The following is a 17,218-nucleotide window of genomic DNA, read 5'->3' on the forward strand; positions in this document are numbered from 1 at the left end:
CCCAGTGGAGTGGCATTTTGCGCAACAAATCGTCAGTGTGCAACTTTATTACGAGCTTATTTATTGGGTATTCCACCGATAACCCAGACGCCAGTTTCTGACGCAATTATGAATAATAGCTACGCAAACGGTTTCGTCGGCGGCTTAGATTCACTATAATGGCGCGCGTTTTCCCCTGTTGCGCCCAATGAAGTGCTGTTCCAGTCGCTTCGAAGACGAGAGAAACTAAGATTATGGAAATACTGCGTGGTTCGCCCGCTTTGTCGGCTTTTCGTATTACCAAACTGTTGTCCCGCTGCCAAGATGCTCACTTACCGGTAAGTGATATCTACGCCGAATATGTTCACTTTGCCGATGTTAGCGCACCACTGAGTGCTGATGAACACGCCAGACTCCAACGGCTGCTGAAATACGGACCATCTCTCCCTGAACATGCGCCAGAAGGGCGTTTACTCTTGGTGACACCAAGACCGGGGACGATTTCTCCGTGGTCATCTAAAGCGACGGATATCGCGCATAACTGCGCCTTGCCGCAAGTTCTGCGTCTGGAACGTGGTTTAGCCTTTTATATTCAAGGCTCGAGTCTGTCTGAAAGCCAATGGCAACAATTATCGGCGTTACTGCACGATCGCATGATGGAAACAGTCTTTACTGATTTGCAGCAGGCCGAGCAGCTGTTCTCTCATCACCAGCCAGCCCCAGTACAACGGGTGGATATTCTGGCGCAGGGCCGTAGTGCACTGGAGCAGGCCAATACAAAACTCGGTCTGGCACTGGCATCGGATGAAATTGACTATCTGTTGGCCGCTTTCACTGGGCTTGGGCGCAACCCAACGGATATTGAACTGTACATGTTTGCTCAGGCAAACTCAGAGCATTGCCGCCATAAGATATTTAATGCGGATTGGGTCATCGACGGTGTTGCTCAACCGAAGTCTCTATTCAAAATGATCAAAAATACCTTTGAACACACGCCGGATTACGTGCTGTCTGCCTATAAAGACAATGCGGCCGTGATGGAAGGTTCGCAGGTTGGGCGCTTCTTTGCTGCGCCAGAAAACGGTGTTTACGGCTACCATCAGGAAGCGGCGCATATCCTGATGAAAGTTGAAACCCATAACCACCCAACGGCTATTTCACCTTGGCCGGGTGCTGCGACGGGTTCAGGTGGTGAAATCCGCGATGAAGGCGCGACTGGGCGTGGCGCGAAGCCGAAAGCAGGCTTGGTGGGGTTCTCCGTTTCTAACTTACGTATCCCTGGCTTTGAACAGCCATGGGAAGAGAATTTCGGTAAGCCAGAACGCATTGTTACCGCGTTAGATATCATGACCGAAGGCCCTCTGGGCGGCGCGGCATTTAACAACGAATTTGGTCGTCCTGCGCTTTTGGGCTACTTCCGTACCTATGAAGAGCGTGTTAACAGCCATAACGGCATGGAATTACGCGGTTACCATAAGCCGATTATGCTGGCGGGTGGGATCGGGAATATTCGTGCGGATCACGTGCAAAAAGGTGAAATCACCGTTGGTGCTAAGCTGGTGGTGCTCGGTGGCCCAGCGATGAATATTGGTCTGGGTGGCGGGGCAGCTTCTTCTATGGCCTCTGGCCAGTCAGATGCGGATCTGGATTTTGCGTCAGTACAACGTGATAACCCTGAAATGGAACGTCGTTGTCAGGAAGTGATTGACCGTTGCTGGCAGCTAGGTGATCACAACCCGATTCTGTTTATTCATGATGTCGGTGCGGGTGGCTTGTCCAACGCCATGCCAGAACTGGTCAGTGATGGCGGTCGTGGTGGCCGTTTTGAACTGCGCGATATCCTTAACGATGAACCGGGCATGAGCCCATTAGAAGTGTGGTGTAACGAATCTCAGGAACGTTATGTCATGGCAATCGCCCCCGCGCAAATGGCTCAGTTTGATGAGATTTGTCGCCGTGAACGCGCCCCTTATGCGGTGATTGGTGAAGCCACAGAAGAGCTACACCTCACACTTAATGATCGCCATTTCGATAATCAACCTATCGACATGCCATTAGATGTGTTGCTGGGCAAAACCCCGAAAATGCTGCGTGACGTGAAAACCTTGCAGGCAACAGGTGAGGCACTAGCGCGTGCTGATATCTCGATTGCAGATGCCGTGAAACGTGTGATGCATTTGCCTGCTGTCGCAGAGAAAACTTTCCTGATTACGATCGGTGACCGTACCGTCACTGGCATGGTGACCCGTGACCAGATGGTGGGGCCATGGCAGATCCCTGTTGCTGATTGCGCCGTGACCAGTGCCAGCCTTGATAGCTATTATGGTGAGGCTATGTCGCTGGGTGAACGTGCGCCCGTTGCCTTACTCGATTTCGCCGCCTCCGCTCGTTTGGCCGTCGGTGAAGCCCTGACCAATATTGCGGCTACCCAAATTGGTGAGCTGAAACGCATTAAGCTCTCTGCTAACTGGATGTCAGCTGCCGGTCATCCCGGTGAAGATGCTGGTTTGTATGACGCGGTACGCGCTGTCGGCGAAGAGCTCTGCCCTGCGCTGGAAATTACCATTCCAGTGGGCAAAGATTCCATGTCGATGAAAACACGTTGGCAGGAAGGTAACGAGCAGCGTGAAATGACTTCGCCACTCTCACTCGTTATTACCGCTTTTGCTCGTGTTGAAGACGTGCGCCATACCGTGACACCACAACTGCGTACAGATAAAGGCGACAATGCGCTGCTATTGATCGACTTAGGCGCAGGCCACAACGCACTGGGTGCGACTGCACTGACGCAAGTGTACCGCCAGTTAGGGGACAAACCTGCAGATGTGCGCGATGTACAACAACTTGCGGGCTTCTTCAATGCCATGCAGCGTTTAGTGGCTGATCAGCTGTTGCTGGCTTATCACGATCGCTCAGATGGCGGTTTGTTGGTCACACTGGCTGAAATGGCCTTTGCTGGTCACTGTGGTATAGATGTTGATATTCAGTCTCAGGGTAATGATTCATTGGCAGCATTATTCAATGAAGAGCTGGGTGCTGTTATTCAGGTCCGTGCTGAACAGCGTGCTGCAGTAGAAAAAATATTGGCTGACCACGGCTTGGCAGACTGCGTTCACTTCTTGGGCCGTGCGATGGAAGGGGATACTTTCGATATTCGCAGTGGCACTGACGTGGTTTACAGTGAAAAACGCAGCACTCTGCGTTTGTGGTGGGCAGAAACTACCTGGCAAATGCAGCGTTTGCGTGATAACCCTGCCTGCGCGGATCAAGAACATGAAGCGAAAAAGGATGAACGCGATCCAGGCTTAAATGTGAAGTTGACCTTCGATCCTGCGCAAGATATTGCCGCGCCATACATCATCAAGCAAGCGCGACCAAAAGTCGCGGTGTTGCGTGAGCAGGGGGTTAACTCCCACGTTGAAATGGCGGCCGCTTTCCACCGTGCCGGTTTTGATGCTGTCGATGTGCACATGAGTGACCTTCTGGCCGGGCGCACTGATTTACGTGCCTTCCAAACCTTGGTGGCTTGTGGTGGTTTCTCATATGGTGACGTGCTGGGCGCGGGTGAAGGTTGGGCGAAGTCCATCTTGTTTAATGACCGCGTTCGTGATGAGTTCGAAGCTTTCTTCCATCGTCCTGAAACCTTGGCGTTGGGCGTATGTAATGGCTGCCAGATGATGTCTAATCTGCGCGAACTGATTCCTGGTGCTGAGCACTGGCCGCGATTTGTCCGTAACCTGTCTGATCGCTTTGAAGCGCGTTTCAGTCTGGTTGAAGTGGCAAATAGCCCGTCTCTGTTTATGCAAGATATGGCAGGTTCACGTATGCCAATTGCTGTTTCACACGGTGAAGGATTAGTCGAAGTACGTGACGCAGCACATTTAGCGGCATTGGAACAAAACAACTTGGTGGCATTACGCTTTGTGAATAATGAAGGCGTAGCCACTGAGCAATATCCCGCTAACCCGAATGGTTCAGCTAACGGTATTACGTCTGTAACCAGTACCAGTGGCCGCGCAACGGTGATGATGCCGCACCCTGAGCGTGTCTTCCGTACTGTCAGTAACTCATGGCACCCAGAAGAGTGGGGCGAAGATAGCCCGTGGATGCGTATGTTCCGAAATGCACGTAAGCAACTAGGCTAATCTCTTAAGTTAGAAAAAACAGGCTCAGGGGAGTGATCCCCTGAGCCTTTTTAATTCAGCGTAATATGATAATTTCTTGTTACTGTCATTTTATTGTTATCGACTAACTCAATCGTGACCTTATATTCTCCAGGCTGAGTGCTGGTTTTCTTTAGTGATACATACTGGCTGTTGCTGTTAACGAAACCTGATATATCCTTGATTTCTTCATTATCTTTATCCTTCAGAGATACATGGTAATACAACAACCCATTGCTTTTTAATGTGAACTTAATTTCGGCCTCTCTACCGGCGACGTTTTGTTGCACGTTAAAGTCCTCAATGGAAAACTCTGGAAAGTTATCATTATCTTGATAGTCGACGGCGGAAAACCAAACAGGGTAAGGTTTTGGTGTCAAAGAGAACGTGGCTGACGAGGGGATAACGATAAATAGAGTACAAAGAAATGTAATGACAGCTATTTTCATGGATGTTACCTGCAAGTTAAGGTTAAACGGCATCATCCTTGGTCAATTGACTATTATGGGTACCTCTTTTTGGTCGTCGCGTTTGAGTTCAAGCAGGATCGTGAATCATCTGTATTGGAAATGAAATAGCATAATTTATAACACTATAGAAATTTTCGGACGGATGTTACGCCATTTTGGATAAAGCTTTATGCTAATCTGCAATAGCAAGGTCTCATCTTATTGAATTTAATCTATTTTAATTTACTGTCGGCAAATCGCGACAAACCATAAAATGAATGTCTCAAATTGGAGACACTTAATTTGTTGATTTATATATATTTTATTTTATGAGGATTTTGCTGTCGTGATTAAGCGACAAAGAGTCAATGATTGCTGAATTATTGGTTGAGTATGGTTTTTCATCTTGAGAGTAATAATTATTTTTTGATTTAAAATCAATTAATTGAGTTTAACTTGTAAAAGTTGGCACGCAAGCTGCATTATCTTATACAGTTGCTCATTCACCTTTTTATGATAGTCCCGCGGTTAAGCGGAATATGCGCTTCATAAGCCACCGAATGATGCCTAAGACTGGTGCCTATCGTCCACCTAAACCGATATTGTGTGAATGCACATTATCAAACATCGGACGACACGTTGAGTGAGGCACCGCCTATGTCCTGCTGTGATGAACCATTCATCAATATTGGACATGTCTGGATGCTATTCGTCTCATCCTCCCGATGATTGCCTCGGCTTCATCAAACTGGAGACGATTTTTAAGGGCATCCACATATTCTGCGACGGGGCATTTATTGCCCCGTTGTCTCATTCTTAGTTAGCCATTTCGTCACTGTGTAACAGGTGGATTTGATAATGATGCTGACGGTTTTGAGCCAAAAAAATTCAATTTAAAGCACTTAGCCACCGGCGAGTGCTTTTTTTTTATCTCAGCCCAGAGGTGCAAACCTTGTCACATGCCCAATAGATTTCTTGATGCAGATAGGTGGTAAGCTCGTCGCCCACACCCTACCAAGTGAAAGATGAGCAGTAATTTGGCATCAAGCATTGTAATCCTGACAAAGTCAGTTAGCATCACAACAGAATGATAGGTAATGAGATGATTTCGTTGAAAAGATGGCGCTTATTCCCCCGATCTTTACGTCAACTGGTGCTCATGGCATTTCTGTTGGTGCTATTGCCGCTATTGGTCCTGGCGTATCAGGCATATCAAAGTTTGGATCACTTGAGCACTCAAGCGGCGGATGTTAACCGCACCACGCTAGCAGATGCCCGACGAAGTGAAGCAATGACCAGTGTGGCACTCGAAATGGAGCGAAGTTACCGCCAATACTGTGTATTAGATGATCCCACATTGGCTACGCTGTACCAGCATCAGCGTAAGCAGTATGCCCAAATGCTCGATGCGCATGCATCAATCTTGCCCGATCCCCGCTATTACCAGAATTTGCGAGAGCTTCTCACACAACTTTCTGATATTAAGTGTAAAAACAGTGGTCCTGAACAAAATGCTGCGACGCTCTTAGAGAAGTTTTCCCGTTCGAATGTCGAGATGGTACAAGCCACTCGCGATGTGATTTTCTCTCGTGGTCAGCAGTTGCAAAAAGATATCGCTGAACGTGGACAATTCTTTGGCTGGCAATCTCTGCTACTGTTTTTAGTGAGTGTGCTATTGGTTGTGCTATTTACCCGCATGATAATCGGGCCAGTTAAAGGTATTGAGCGAATGATTAATCGCTTGGGGGAAGGGCGTTCGTTGGGTAATACGGTGCTCTTTAAAGGGCCGAGAGAGTTACGCTCGCTGGCACAGCGCATTATTTGGCTCAGCGAACGCTTAGCTTGGTTGGAATCACAACGCCATGAGTTTTTGCGCCATATCTCCCACGAATTAAAAACCCCATTAGCGAGTATGCGTGAAGGAACCGAACTTCTGGCTGACGAAGTGGCGGGGCCACTAACCCAAGACCAAAAAGAGGTGGTGGCAATCCTTGATAATAGCAGCCGTCATTTGCAACTGTTGATTGAGCAATTGCTGGACTATAACCGTAAATTAGCGGATGGCCCTGGCGAGCTTGAAAATGTTGAACTGCCTAACATGGTTGAAGAGGTGATTGCTGCGCACAGTTTACCAGCAAGAGCCAAGATGATCCGCACCGAGCAAGATTTGCAGGCGGACATTTGTTGGGCAGATCCGACATTATTAATGCGGGTATTAGATAATCTCTACTCCAATGCGGTGCACTATGGCGAGGAATCCGGTACCATTTGGATTCGTAGCCGTCAGGTCGATAACCGCGTACAAATTGATATTGCCAATACCGGAGCACCCATCCCGAATTCAGAAGAGACAATGATCTTTGAGCCTTTTTTCCAAGGGAGCCATCAGCGAAAAGGGGCCGTCAAAGGCAGTGGATTAGGATTGAGTATTGCTCAGGACTGCATCAGAAGGATGCAGGGCGATTTGCAACTAGTGTCAGTGGATTACGCCGCAGTCTGTTTCCGTGTTGAATTGCCATTAACTGCCGAGAATGAATAAATAATGTACAAATGGTCGATGAGTCGCATCATTAAAAAGACCGCCTTTTTATCACGCCCGACACCCGCTACGGCAGCGATGCCTGCTGGTCGCTTTGGTTCGGGTATTTTTTGGCGAGCCTTATTGCTGGCCCCACTTTTACTCACAGGGTGTACGGATAACCCAGCAAGCAGCCGTTTTTCGCAAGCGGTTCAAATGGTGATACCTGAGACGAAAATCGTAGATTATCGTACGTTACCTTGTGATGTACTGTGGGATCTTGAAGATAAAGAGACGTTGGAAAACTCACTTTACTGGTTGCGTGCGATGGATTGTGCTGAGCGTCTTGGCTCTACGCAGGCTCGTGCGTTAGCCAAAGCATTACCGGTCACTACGTGGTCCACGGCCTTTAAGCAGGGGATTTTAATCAGCAGCGCCGAGCCATCAATTGCAGAACGGCGTCAGGTGGTCGAGCGCCTGAACAGTTTCAGTCAAACCATCCCTGGCGCTGTGCGCCCATTGATTCAGTTGTGGCGTGAGCAACAAGTTCTGCGTATCTCTCTGGCTGAAGAGCGTACCCGTTATCAGCGTTTACAAGACGAATCGGATACCCAGATTGACCGTCTACGGGAAAGCCAAGTTCGGTTGCAATACAATTTATTGGATACCACCCGTAAGTTGGAAAACTTGACCGACATTGAACGGCAGCTTTCATCGCGCAAACAGTTGCAAAATGAAATTCCGGAAACAGACACAGACAACAAACCTGCGGTAGCCGCACCTAAGCCGACGGAAGTTCAGCCTCAGCCAGCAGCGCCAGTAGAGGTAAAACCCGCAGAAGCTAAGCCAGTAGAAACGAAACCTGCTGAGGCCAAACCGGCAGAAACGAAGCCAGCAGAAACGAAACCTGTTGAGGCCAAACCGGCAGAAACGAAACCTGCTGAGGCTAAACCGGCAGAAACTAAGCCAGTAGAAACCAAACCTGCTGAGGCCAAACCGGCAGAAGCTAAGCCAGCAGAAACCAAACCTGCTGAGGCCAAACCGACAGAAGCTAAGCCAGCAGAGACAAAATCTGTAGCACCTCAATCAGCACCGTCAGTGGTGCCACCTGCTGATGCCTCTCCTGCAACAAATAAGGAATCCCATGACGCAACGCAAACCGGCCAATCTACTGCTGGTTGATGACGATCCCAGCTTGCTCAAGCTGTTGGGGATGCGGTTAACCAGTGAAGGTTTTAATGTCACCACCGCGGAGAGCGGTCAGGAAGCATTGCGGCTGCTAATGCGTGAGAAGATTGATCTGGTAATCAGTGACTTGCGGATGGATGAAATGGATGGCATGGCGCTGTTTGTTGAGATCCAGAAACATCAACCCGGTATGCCGGTGATCATCCTGACAGCCCACGGTTCAATTCCTGATGCTGTTGCTGCGACCCAGCAAGGAGTGTTTAGCTTCCTAACCAAACCCGTTGATCGTGATGCCTTATATAAAGCAATCGATGCAGCTTTGGAGCTTTCTATTCCTGCTGGCGATGATTCTTGGCGCGAAGAGATAGTGACCCGCAGTCCAGTGATGCTACGCCTGTTAGAGCAAGCCAAAATGGTGGCGCAATCCGACGTCAGTGTGCTGATTAACGGCCAAAGTGGCACCGGTAAAGAGGTGTTGGCGCAAGCGATCCATGCTGCCAGTCCGCGAGCAAAAAAAGCCTTTATCGCCATTAACTGTGGTGCGTTACCAGAACAACTGCTCGAATCAGAACTCTTTGGCCATGCCAAAGGTGCATTTACGGGCGCGGTCAGTAGCCGAGAGGGGCTGTTCCAAGCCGCAGAAGGCGGCACATTGTTCTTGGACGAAATCGGCGATATGCCCTTGTCTTTGCAGGTAAAACTGCTGCGTGTGCTACAAGAGCGTAAGGTGCGTCCGCTGGGTAGTAATCGTGACTTAAGCATTGATGTTCGAGTGATTTCGGCCACCCACCGTGACTTGCCAAAAGCCATGGCGAAAAATGAATTCCGCGAAGATCTCTACTATCGTTTGAATGTAGTGAATCTGAAAATCCCTGCGCTACATGAGCGCTCAGAAGATATCCCGCTGTTGGCGAATCATTTGCTACGGGAATCTGCCAAACGGCATAAACCTTTTGTCCGTAGCTTCTCAACCGATGCCATGAAACGGTTAATGACGGCCAGTTGGCCGGGTAATGTGCGCCAATTGGTCAACGTCATCGAGCAATGCGTGGCATTAACTTCAGCTCCTGTCATCAGTGAAGCGCTGGTTGAGCAGGCGTTGGAGGGGGAAAATACCGCTTTACCGACCTTTGTGGAGGCGCGCAATCAATTCGAATTGAATTATTTGCGTAAACTACTGCAAATCACCAAAGGTAATGTTACCCAAGCGGCGCGGATGGCGGGGCGTAACCGTACTGAATTTTACAAATTGTTGTCACGCCATGAACTGGATGCCAATGATTTTAAAGAATAACTGGCTGTAACAGTCATTATTGGTAGTCACTATATCCCTGATATACCCAATAGTAGTTTGAACGATAGCGGGTATGAAACTGATAACTGAGTTTAAATACAATGAGCAGATCACTTTCCGTTGCGTTAGCCCAGTTGAATTGGCTAGTGGGCGATATCGAAGGCAACACTGAACGCATGTTGCAAACCCTCAATGAGCAGCAGAAGGCGGGTGCCGATCTGGTGATGTTCTCAGAGCTGGCTTTGTCCGGTTATCCGCCAGAAGACTTGCTGTATCGCGATGATTTTTATCAGCGATGTGAAGCCCAATTGGATCGCTTACAAGCCGCAACGCAGCAGATTGCAGTGCTGGTGGGTCATCCATGGCGTGAGGCCGGTAACCTGTATAACGCCCTATCACTGTTTTCTGAGGGGAAATTGCTGGCGCGCTATTTTAAGCAGCAATTGCCTAACTATGGTGTATTCGACGAGAAACGTTATTTCTCTGCCGGTCATGACAGTTGCGTCGTTGAGCTGAAAGGCTATCGTCTGGGTTTACTTATTTGTGAAGATTTATGGTTCGACGGCCCAGTTGATGCTGTGAAAGCGGCGGGGGCAGAAGTGTTACTGTCAATCAATGCGTCCCCGTATAACCGTGAAAAACCTTATATCCGCAAAACGTTGATGGCGGCACATTGTCAGCGTACCGGCTTACCACTGGTGTACCTCAACCAGATTGGTGGGCAGGATGAGCTGATTTTTGATGGCTGTTCTAAAGTCTTTGATGCCGCAGGTAACCTGACTCATCGTTTAGCGGCATTCGCTGAGCAAACAACGTTATTACAGCTTAATGAGTGTGAAGTCGTGCCAATGATGGCACCGGCTGCAGAATTACCGCCATTGGCGCAGGTCTATGAAGCACTGGTGTTAGCCGTACGCGATTACGTCACTAAAAATGGCTTCAATGGCGCGGTTCTGGGCTTATCTGGCGGGATTGACTCGGCACTGACGCTGGCAATTGCGGTAGATGCATTGGGTAAAGATAAGGTTCAGGCATTGATGATGCCGTTCCGATACACCGCCGATATCAGCATCGCTGACGCCAAAGAAGAAGCTGAAATTTTGGGCATTGAATTCGATGTGCTTTCTATTGAGCCGATGTTCGATGCTTTTATGGGGCAGTTGTCTCCGATGTTTGCTGGCACTGCGCGCGATACCACGGAAGAAAACCTGCAAGCGCGTTGCCGTGGCGTGGTGTTGATGGCGCTGTCCAATAAACGCCGCAGCATTGTATTAACCACCGGTAACAAAAGCGAAATGGCTGTGGGCTATGCGACGTTGTACGGTGATATGGCGGGTGGCTTTGATGTGCTGAAAGACGTGCCAAAGACATTGGTATTCAAACTATCGGAATACCGCAACACGGTTTCTTACGTGATCCCACAGCGAGTGATTACTCGTCCACCGTCAGCGGAATTGGCACCTGATCAGAAAGATGAGGATAGCCTGCCACCTTATGATATTTTGGACGCCATTCTCGAAGGCTATGTCGAGCAGGATAAGTCCGTGGCCGATTTGGTCGCAGACGGTTTTGATGAAACTATCGTGCGTAAGGTCATCCGCCTGGTAGATATCAATGAATACAAACGGCGTCAGTCAGCTGTCGGGCCGCGAATTACTGCCCGCAATTTTGGTAAAGATAGACGCTATCCGATTACATCAGGCTTTGGCCGCAAGAATTGGTAAAACAGGGATTCACCATGAAAAAAATTGACGCGATTATTAAGCCATTCAAACTCGATGACGTGCGTGAAGCGCTGGCCGAGGTGGGTATCACTGGGATGACAGTGACAGAAGTCAAAGGCTTTGGCCGCCAGAAAGGGCATACCGAGCTATACCGTGGCGCTGAGTATATGGTGGACTTCCTGCCTAAAGTTAAAATTGAGATCGTGGTTGCTGACGATATTGTCGATACCTGTGTCGAAGCGATTATGCAAACAGCTCAGACCGGTAAGATAGGCGATGGCAAAATCTTCGTATTTGATGTTTCTCGCGTAGTGCGTATTCGTACTGGTGAGCAGGATGAAGAAGCGATTTAATTCGTCCTATGCCCTGCAATCGAAGCAGATGGCAGCAGACTACTCGTAATAAAAAAGCCCGTTTCGTGAACACGAACGGGCTTTTTGATGCTTAAAAAGGACTAACGGCATGATGAACAGCAAATCAAGCCGGAACGAACAGCCCTATCCAATAGAACAGATTCAGCACAATACCGGCAATAATCACCGCCACCACAGGCGCTGCAATTTTCATGACTGGGCGGCCAATGGCTTCGTTGAGGAAATAGAGCGCGGTAGTAATGGTAAAACCGGTATAGCCAGCCATCTTGATTGACGCGAAAATAGCACCAATGAGCAGCGCGTACTCCATCAACAAGTTCATGGCGTTACGGATGTTGTCCGAAGCATTACGCACTGATGGGAAGCGGCCTAGCCACTTGCCGATGGAACGTAGCATCAGGACTTCCAATGAGATAACGATCGCCCCAATGATGCCCGCGAGTAATGGGTTAGGCACCAAATAACCCACCACAAAGACAAAGGTGAAACCCGCGACCGCATAGACGCCCGTTGCCAACGCTGTGGTGGCAATCAGTGGCACAAAGCCAAGACCGCGCATAAATTCAGCCAATGAGGCTTGATGGATCAGCGCCAATGATTCTTCCGGTGTAATACCCGGTGCATAGGCTTTTGCGAGGGTATAAATCGACACTTCACTGCCGCCGAAGATCTTCATACTCGCTACCGCAGAGATGAGTCCGCCGACAACGGCCAGCATGGGGAGATTTTTAATAATGCGCTGAGTTCGTTCTTCGAAAACAGAGTGCCCGCCACCACCCCCGAGGTGGGTTTTTGCACGTAAATCTTGTGCGATGGCGATGCCAATAAGCAGTACCATACCGACGAAAATTTCGATGGACTCAGGGAACAGCCCAGTAAAACGGGTAATGAGCAGGCGGGTCAGCAGCACAATAAAGGCTGAGACAATAGCGGTTTTCCAACCAAATTGATAGAAAATCGCCACCAACGGGAACAGGGCGAAAGCAGAAATAACCGGACTGCTTAACTCCCCTAACGAGCCGATAAAGTTTACGGGCAATGAGGTCAGCGCGGTATTTACCGCTGGCAAACTAGTGAGGGCTAAAATGCCCCAAGCAGCACCTAGCGCGAAGGCTAAATAGCTGTTGATCGCCAAGACACCGATAATGTCGGTTGGCAGGAAAAGTAACCAAGAGTTAAGTAAACCGGTTGAGAGTGTGAATGAAATACCGACTGAGGCGATAAACCCTACACTCAGGCCGAATGCGATACTGCCTGCTTCGCGGCGAGTCATGTTGCCTTCAACCAATTGCGGCAAGATAGGGCGTATGCCGTCATGGAACACGGCGACAGAACGGTGGGAAAGTAGGGCGGTCATCCCCGTCAGTAGAGCGACCACAACAATATGAATATAATCCACGGAGGCCCCTTAGCGCAGCTGTGTAATCAGCAATGGGATTGCATGTTCAATATGTTCGACGGATAAGCCAAAAGCGACTTTACCTTCCGCCACCACTTTTTCTATTTGCTCAGGTTTTGCTTTGATGCCGGGTTTGGCAATCGTCGCGCTTTTGTTATAACCAATAATTGCGATGGCCATTGATAATGCTGCCCCAGCACCGGTATTACAGGCACCAATATAATAATCCAACTGCCCTTCTTTCACTTTGACGGCGGCATCCATGTCCGAGAGAATAAATGTCTCAAAGGTGTTCGGTGCCGTCTGCTCAATCATTTCGCGAATTAATTCTCGTTGCAGCCCGGCAATACCAATCTTCTTCATAATCACTTTCCTTGCGTGGCGAAAAATTTATTAGGATTGTGGCGCAACATCATTTCCACCTGAGCGTGGGAAATCCCTGCGGCCAGTAACATGGGAATAAATGAATCAACTAAATAACTAAATCCGCTGCCCCCATTCGCTTTCAAATGGGACCGACGGGTGATATCCATTGAGAGCATAACTCTATCCAACAACCCGCGCTCAGCTAAGGTGACAAGCATGGCAACCCTGCGTTCATCAGGGAAATAGCTATTTTTACCAATAGTGTCGAATTGGACGTACACACCCATATCGATCATTTCTAGAATAAGGTCTGGCTGCTCTTTCAGATCGCAGTGGCCAATAACCACGCGATCTAACGGTACACCATGTTGTTTAAGCAGGTCGATTTGTTGCAAGCCCATGGTGCTGAAACTGGTATGGGTAGAGATGGCGAGGCCAGTTGCATGGTGGGTGAGTGCTGCGGCGTGAAAGACTTTTTCTTCATCAGGGGTAATCACGCCCTCACTGGTGCCTATTTCGGCAATCACACCGGCTTTCAGATCCGTACCATCAATCCCTATTTCAATTTCATCAATCATGGTCCGCGCAAGTTGTTGCGCGCTGCTCTCTCGCACCATTGGCGGGTAGAAACTATCGGTATAGTAACCGGTTGAAGCGATGACATTTATGCCACTGTCTCGCATCAGATTCAATAAAAATTGAGGGTTTCGGCCCATGTACCGGTTGGTGACTTCAACAATATTCGCGACCCCTTTACTCACTAATTCACGCATTTCGTCACAAATGGGCTGATATTGATCCAAGCGACAGTCCAGATTATTTTTAAATCCAGATAAGTCGATGTGCAGATGCTCGTGGGCGTAGGTGTATCCATTAGGATTGATCATCGGGCAGGCTCCGAAGGAGGTAAATATAGGGACAAATGTTACCCGATATTGACAGTCGCTTATCACTGGACGATTGATTTCATTAGTGCTGCTTATAATGGCGGCAACTAATATATCGGCAGATTAATCAATCAGTACAGTAAAAAATAACGTATCCATCATAATGTTCGATAACGTCTATATAAGAACATATTACATCGGCTAACGCATTGGATTGCTAATAATTATCTTATTTTGCTATGACAGTAGATGACCTCTGCTGTCATAACGACCAAGCAAGCGGGGTTTGCCGCTTTGAATGCCATCAATCAGCACGACATCACTGCGGGTAACAAATATCTGAGTCCGAAAACTCATGATAACTGGGCTACCAATAGGGAACTCATTGGCCAAACTCAGGCAGTAATCAATGCTGCTATCATCGAGGGGGAATACCGTACTTTGGCTGAATTGATTGTCGTGGTAAATCAACGCATTTTTTAAATGGCTACGGCGGTAATATCCACCACCAAAGAAGTAGCTGCGGCCAGAAACATGATGGGAAATCTCGGATAGATAAAGCATCGAAATCTGTTCTGGTTGATCACCATGTTGATTGGCAGGGATGGTTCCCGTTAAGGCATGGCCGGGTTCGCTGTGCGTTACGCCGAGTTGAGCCAATTGTGGCAAAGTGATGCAACTGGTCGCGGAAGGTGCATTCACCTGTTCAACTTCGACACCCTCTGCTAGCAAAATATCCCGCGCAGCGAGCAATGTGTGCATATTCGCCGTTGGTAAGGTTTGCTGTGAAGATGCGTCATATAGCATACAAGGGAAGTGGGTAATCCCGACTAATCTTACTGCCGGTAATTTGCGAATAGCGGCAATGACTGCGGGTAAATGTGATAACTCAAACCCTGCTTCTTGTCCGGAATACAGTAAATCGCCCGTCTGACAAACCTTCAACATGAGTGGCTGGGTAATATGTAATTGGTGTGCTGCTTGCGAGATCTCCAGCGCTTTTTCCAGTGAGAAAACGGTAATAACCTCCGGTTGTCTGCGTACTATTTCCGCAACCATACCAGAAGGGGGCTGGACCAAATGGCCAACATGGGCGACAGGGATATCGTGATGATAAAGTTGCCGCGCTTCTTTGAAATCAACGGCAACCATACCTTGATAGCTTGTCCCCTCATAACGGCAGGCGAGTAGGCGGCGGCAGAGCTCTGGGTTACGCCCAAATTGCTTACTCATCAAATACAGTTTTATCTGGCTATGATGAGCAGCTTCTAGCAGTAAACGAGCATTCGCTTCAGTTTGTTCAACATCAATAACATAGCTATCTGGGCTGATTTTTCCCTGGTGCCAGAATGAAATAGCCGCGTCAACCAGTAGAGTATTTTGCTTTAAAAGTGTTTTTAAAAACATTCTATTTCCTAAGGTATTGAAATATAATTATTTTTATTAAATCATCATTATTTTGAATATTTAAGGAGGAAAAAAATCAAAATATTGTGTCTTAATGACAACCCACAGAAATCATTAACGCAGTGGTGGCAAATCACTAGAAAGATATAGACTGTAAATGTTCGTAAGTAAATACCCAATTTCATTTTCTGCAGGTTTTAGCGAAAAAAAAGCCAATAAATCCTGATTAATTTCACGAATATAGTGAATGTGTTCGCTTTGAATAATATCTGCAAGGAGCATCGGGTCTAATGCATTTATCGCTTCGCCACGGCGGGTACGCATTAATGCATTTGCCATGTGAGTTATTGCCATCGCTCCTTGATCGGTGTGAACGGGTAGCCGCCAAAAGTACTCTAATCGCTTGATAACCTGATCCAGACCTTGGCCAATGTCGGCATCGATAATCCCTGACTGACAGAGAATGTTAAGGCGCGGATCAAGACAAATTTCCAATGAGTGAACCTCCTGAAAACAACGGGTTAGCTTGCCATTAACGGCGCAAGACTAATAGCGAGGTTCTATTTCACCTTTTTGTACTGCCCGCTGATGATTAAGCAATAACGTCTCATTAATCCCTTTTTCCAACAGTAACTTTATGGGATGGTTATCCGGCCGGATAAGAATGACGGCTTGTGAAGCTTGAATATAACGCTCATCGCCTTGTAGTTTGAGTGCTTGTAAATGTTCATGGGGAACATCGTCAGCCAAGTTCCAAATGGCGGCATCAATGTCGCCACGATTAATGTGCGTGATACAGTCGCTATAAGGTAATTCGACCAATTCGATAGGTTGCCCAGCAAATTTAATTTCAGTCAGCAAGCATTGATCGGGTGAGCGTGGGTCTAATCCGACCCGACGAATATTGTGCTGTTCACCACGACGGCAAATAAGCTGGTGGCCATCCACATAGGAACCATTTCCCAGATTTAATGCGAGTGCCACTTTCCCTTGAGCCAGATAACTTTTCGCTGCCAAATGCGATACCACAGCCATATCATAAACACCGTCTATCAGGCATTCGATACGGACTTCAGCTCCACGCATATGTGCGAAATAAAGAGGAAGTAAGGTAAATTGTTCCCTTAAGCCACTGGCTAGACCTTCATAAAGTTTGGTATAGGGCAGCGGCATAGCACAGACCATATTACCCAAATCAGCCTGCTGTAATAACAGTGGCATATTCAGATCAACCAGCAAGGTGCCATTACGGCCACGACGCTCAACGATGATAGCCCCATCGGCTTCCAACACTTTTAATGCGTGCTGTACCACACCGACAGAAATACTAAAATCTTCGGATAATTCATCGATGGTTTTAAGCCGATTGCCGGGACGCTCACCAATTAAATAGCGCGCCATAGAGACTAATGCCAACCCTTCTTTTTTTATGAATTTCTTACTCATGGTAGGTTAATTCAGCCTTAATTT

The 17,218-nt window shown here is 48.0% G+C and carries 13 protein-coding genes; 6 read left to right on the plus strand and 7 right to left on the minus strand.

Annotation, left to right across the window (positions count from 1 at the left end; translation table 11 throughout):
- The first annotated feature begins 233 nt into the window (after window positions 1-233).
- Complete coding sequence (gene purL, locus DA391_RS05565) at window positions 234-4,124, plus strand: phosphoribosylformylglycinamidine synthase (protein WP_098904868.1); 3,891 nt, start codon at window positions 234-236, stop codon at window positions 4,122-4,124.
- Between the two features lie 50 nt (window positions 4,125-4,174).
- Here purL and DA391_RS05570 read toward each other — a convergent pair whose 3' ends face one another.
- Window positions 4,175-4,591 carry a hypothetical protein gene (locus DA391_RS05570; RefSeq protein WP_050082001.1) on the minus strand — a complete coding sequence of 139 codons (417 nt, stop codon included), beginning with the start codon at window positions 4,589-4,591 and terminating at the stop codon, window positions 4,175-4,177.
- A 1,102-nt stretch (window positions 4,592-5,693) separates the two neighbouring features.
- On the opposite strand from DA391_RS05570, the gene DA391_RS05575 reads away from it, so the two are divergent.
- From DA391_RS05575 to glnB, 5 genes are all read left to right on the plus strand, one after another.
- Window positions 5,694-7,130, plus strand: a complete 1,437-nt coding sequence (locus DA391_RS05575) for a sensor histidine kinase (protein ID WP_050082000.1) — start codon at window positions 5,694-5,696, stop codon at window positions 7,128-7,130.
- 18 nt (window positions 7,131-7,148) lie between these two features.
- Window positions 7,149-8,291 carry a two-component system QseEF-associated lipoprotein QseG gene (gene qseG / locus DA391_RS05580; RefSeq protein WP_167311453.1) on the plus strand — a complete coding sequence of 381 codons (1,143 nt, stop codon included), beginning with the start codon at window positions 7,149-7,151 and terminating at the stop codon, window positions 8,289-8,291.
- Window positions 8,254-9,591 carry a two-component system response regulator GlrR gene (gene glrR / locus DA391_RS05585; protein ID WP_019212198.1) on the plus strand — a complete coding sequence of 446 codons (1,338 nt, stop codon included), beginning with the start codon at window positions 8,254-8,256 and terminating at the stop codon, window positions 9,589-9,591. The genes qseG and glrR overlap by 38 nt, the downstream gene beginning before the upstream one ends.
- A 101-nt stretch (window positions 9,592-9,692) precedes the next feature.
- Entirely contained in the window at window positions 9,693-11,315 is a 1,623-nt protein-coding gene (locus tag DA391_RS05590; protein ID WP_050286240.1) for an NAD+ synthase, read from the plus strand.
- A gap of 14 nt (window positions 11,316-11,329) precedes the next feature.
- Window positions 11,330-11,668 carry a nitrogen regulatory protein P-II gene (gene glnB / locus DA391_RS05595; protein ID WP_002231018.1) on the plus strand — a complete coding sequence of 113 codons (339 nt, stop codon included), beginning with the start codon at window positions 11,330-11,332 and terminating at the stop codon, window positions 11,666-11,668.
- Window positions 11,669-11,792: 124 nt separating this feature from the next.
- Here the strand turns inward: glnB and DA391_RS05600 are convergent, their stop codons facing one another.
- The 6 genes from DA391_RS05600 to yhfZ form a co-directional block, all read right to left on the minus strand.
- Window positions 11,793-13,088 (minus strand): YhfT family protein, encoded by a 1,296-nt coding sequence (locus DA391_RS05600; protein WP_072187328.1) that lies wholly within the window; start codon window positions 13,086-13,088, stop codon window positions 11,793-11,795.
- A 9-nt stretch (window positions 13,089-13,097) separates the two neighbouring features.
- Window positions 13,098-13,451 carry a DUF2620 domain-containing protein gene (locus DA391_RS05605; RefSeq protein ID WP_004874640.1) on the minus strand — a complete coding sequence of 118 codons (354 nt, stop codon included), beginning with the start codon at window positions 13,449-13,451 and terminating at the stop codon, window positions 13,098-13,100.
- Window positions 13,452-13,453: 2 nt separating this feature from the next.
- A complete protein-coding gene (locus tag DA391_RS05610) occupies window positions 13,454-14,341 on the minus strand; it encodes a phosphotriesterase-related protein (RefSeq protein ID WP_050081997.1) in 888 nt (295 codons plus the stop codon).
- A gap of 237 nt (window positions 14,342-14,578) precedes the next feature.
- On the minus strand, window positions 14,579-15,748 hold the full coding sequence (locus tag DA391_RS05615; RefSeq protein ID WP_057644912.1) for a YhfX family PLP-dependent enzyme: 1,170 nt from the start codon (window positions 15,746-15,748) through the stop codon (window positions 14,579-14,581).
- A 114-nt stretch (window positions 15,749-15,862) separates the two neighbouring features.
- Complete coding sequence (locus tag DA391_RS05620; RefSeq protein ID WP_050874041.1) at window positions 15,863-16,243, minus strand: PRD domain-containing protein; 381 nt, start codon at window positions 16,241-16,243, stop codon at window positions 15,863-15,865.
- 51 nt (window positions 16,244-16,294) lie between these two features.
- Window positions 16,295-17,194, minus strand: a complete 900-nt coding sequence (gene yhfZ, locus DA391_RS05625) for a GntR family transcriptional regulator YhfZ (RefSeq protein ID WP_050081994.1) — start codon at window positions 17,192-17,194, stop codon at window positions 16,295-16,297.
- Window positions 17,195-17,218: the final 24 nt, after the last annotated feature.

The organism is Yersinia massiliensis (assembly GCF_003048255.1).
Classification (GTDB): Bacteria; Pseudomonadota; Gammaproteobacteria; order Enterobacterales; family Enterobacteriaceae; genus Yersinia; species Yersinia massiliensis_A.

Coding starts and splice junctions, on each gene's coding strand:
- purL (WP_098904868.1), top strand. CDS start 234: ATGGAAATACTGCGTGGTTCGCCCGCTTTGTCGGCTTTTCGTATTACC.
- DA391_RS05570 (WP_050082001.1), bottom strand. CDS start 4,591: ATGAAAATAGCTGTCATTACATTTCTTTGTACTCTATTTATCGTTATC.
- DA391_RS05575 (WP_050082000.1), top strand. CDS start 5,694: ATGATTTCGTTGAAAAGATGGCGCTTATTCCCCCGATCTTTACGTCAA.
- qseG (WP_167311453.1), top strand. CDS start 7,149: ATGAGTCGCATCATTAAAAAGACCGCCTTTTTATCACGCCCGACACCC.
- glrR (WP_019212198.1), top strand. CDS start 8,254: ATGACGCAACGCAAACCGGCCAATCTACTGCTGGTTGATGACGATCCC.
- DA391_RS05590 (WP_050286240.1), top strand. CDS start 9,693: ATGAGCAGATCACTTTCCGTTGCGTTAGCCCAGTTGAATTGGCTAGTG.
- glnB (WP_002231018.1), top strand. CDS start 11,330: ATGAAAAAAATTGACGCGATTATTAAGCCATTCAAACTCGATGACGTG.
- DA391_RS05605 (WP_004874640.1), bottom strand. CDS start 13,451: ATGAAGAAGATTGGTATTGCCGGGCTGCAACGAGAATTAATTCGCGAA.
- DA391_RS05610 (WP_050081997.1), bottom strand. CDS start 14,341: ATGATCAATCCTAATGGATACACCTACGCCCACGAGCATCTGCACATC.
- DA391_RS05615 (WP_057644912.1), bottom strand. CDS start 15,748: ATGTTTTTAAAAACACTTTTAAAGCAAAATACTCTACTGGTTGACGCG.
- yhfZ (WP_050081994.1), bottom strand. CDS start 17,194: ATGAGTAAGAAATTCATAAAAAAAGAAGGGTTGGCATTAGTCTCTATG.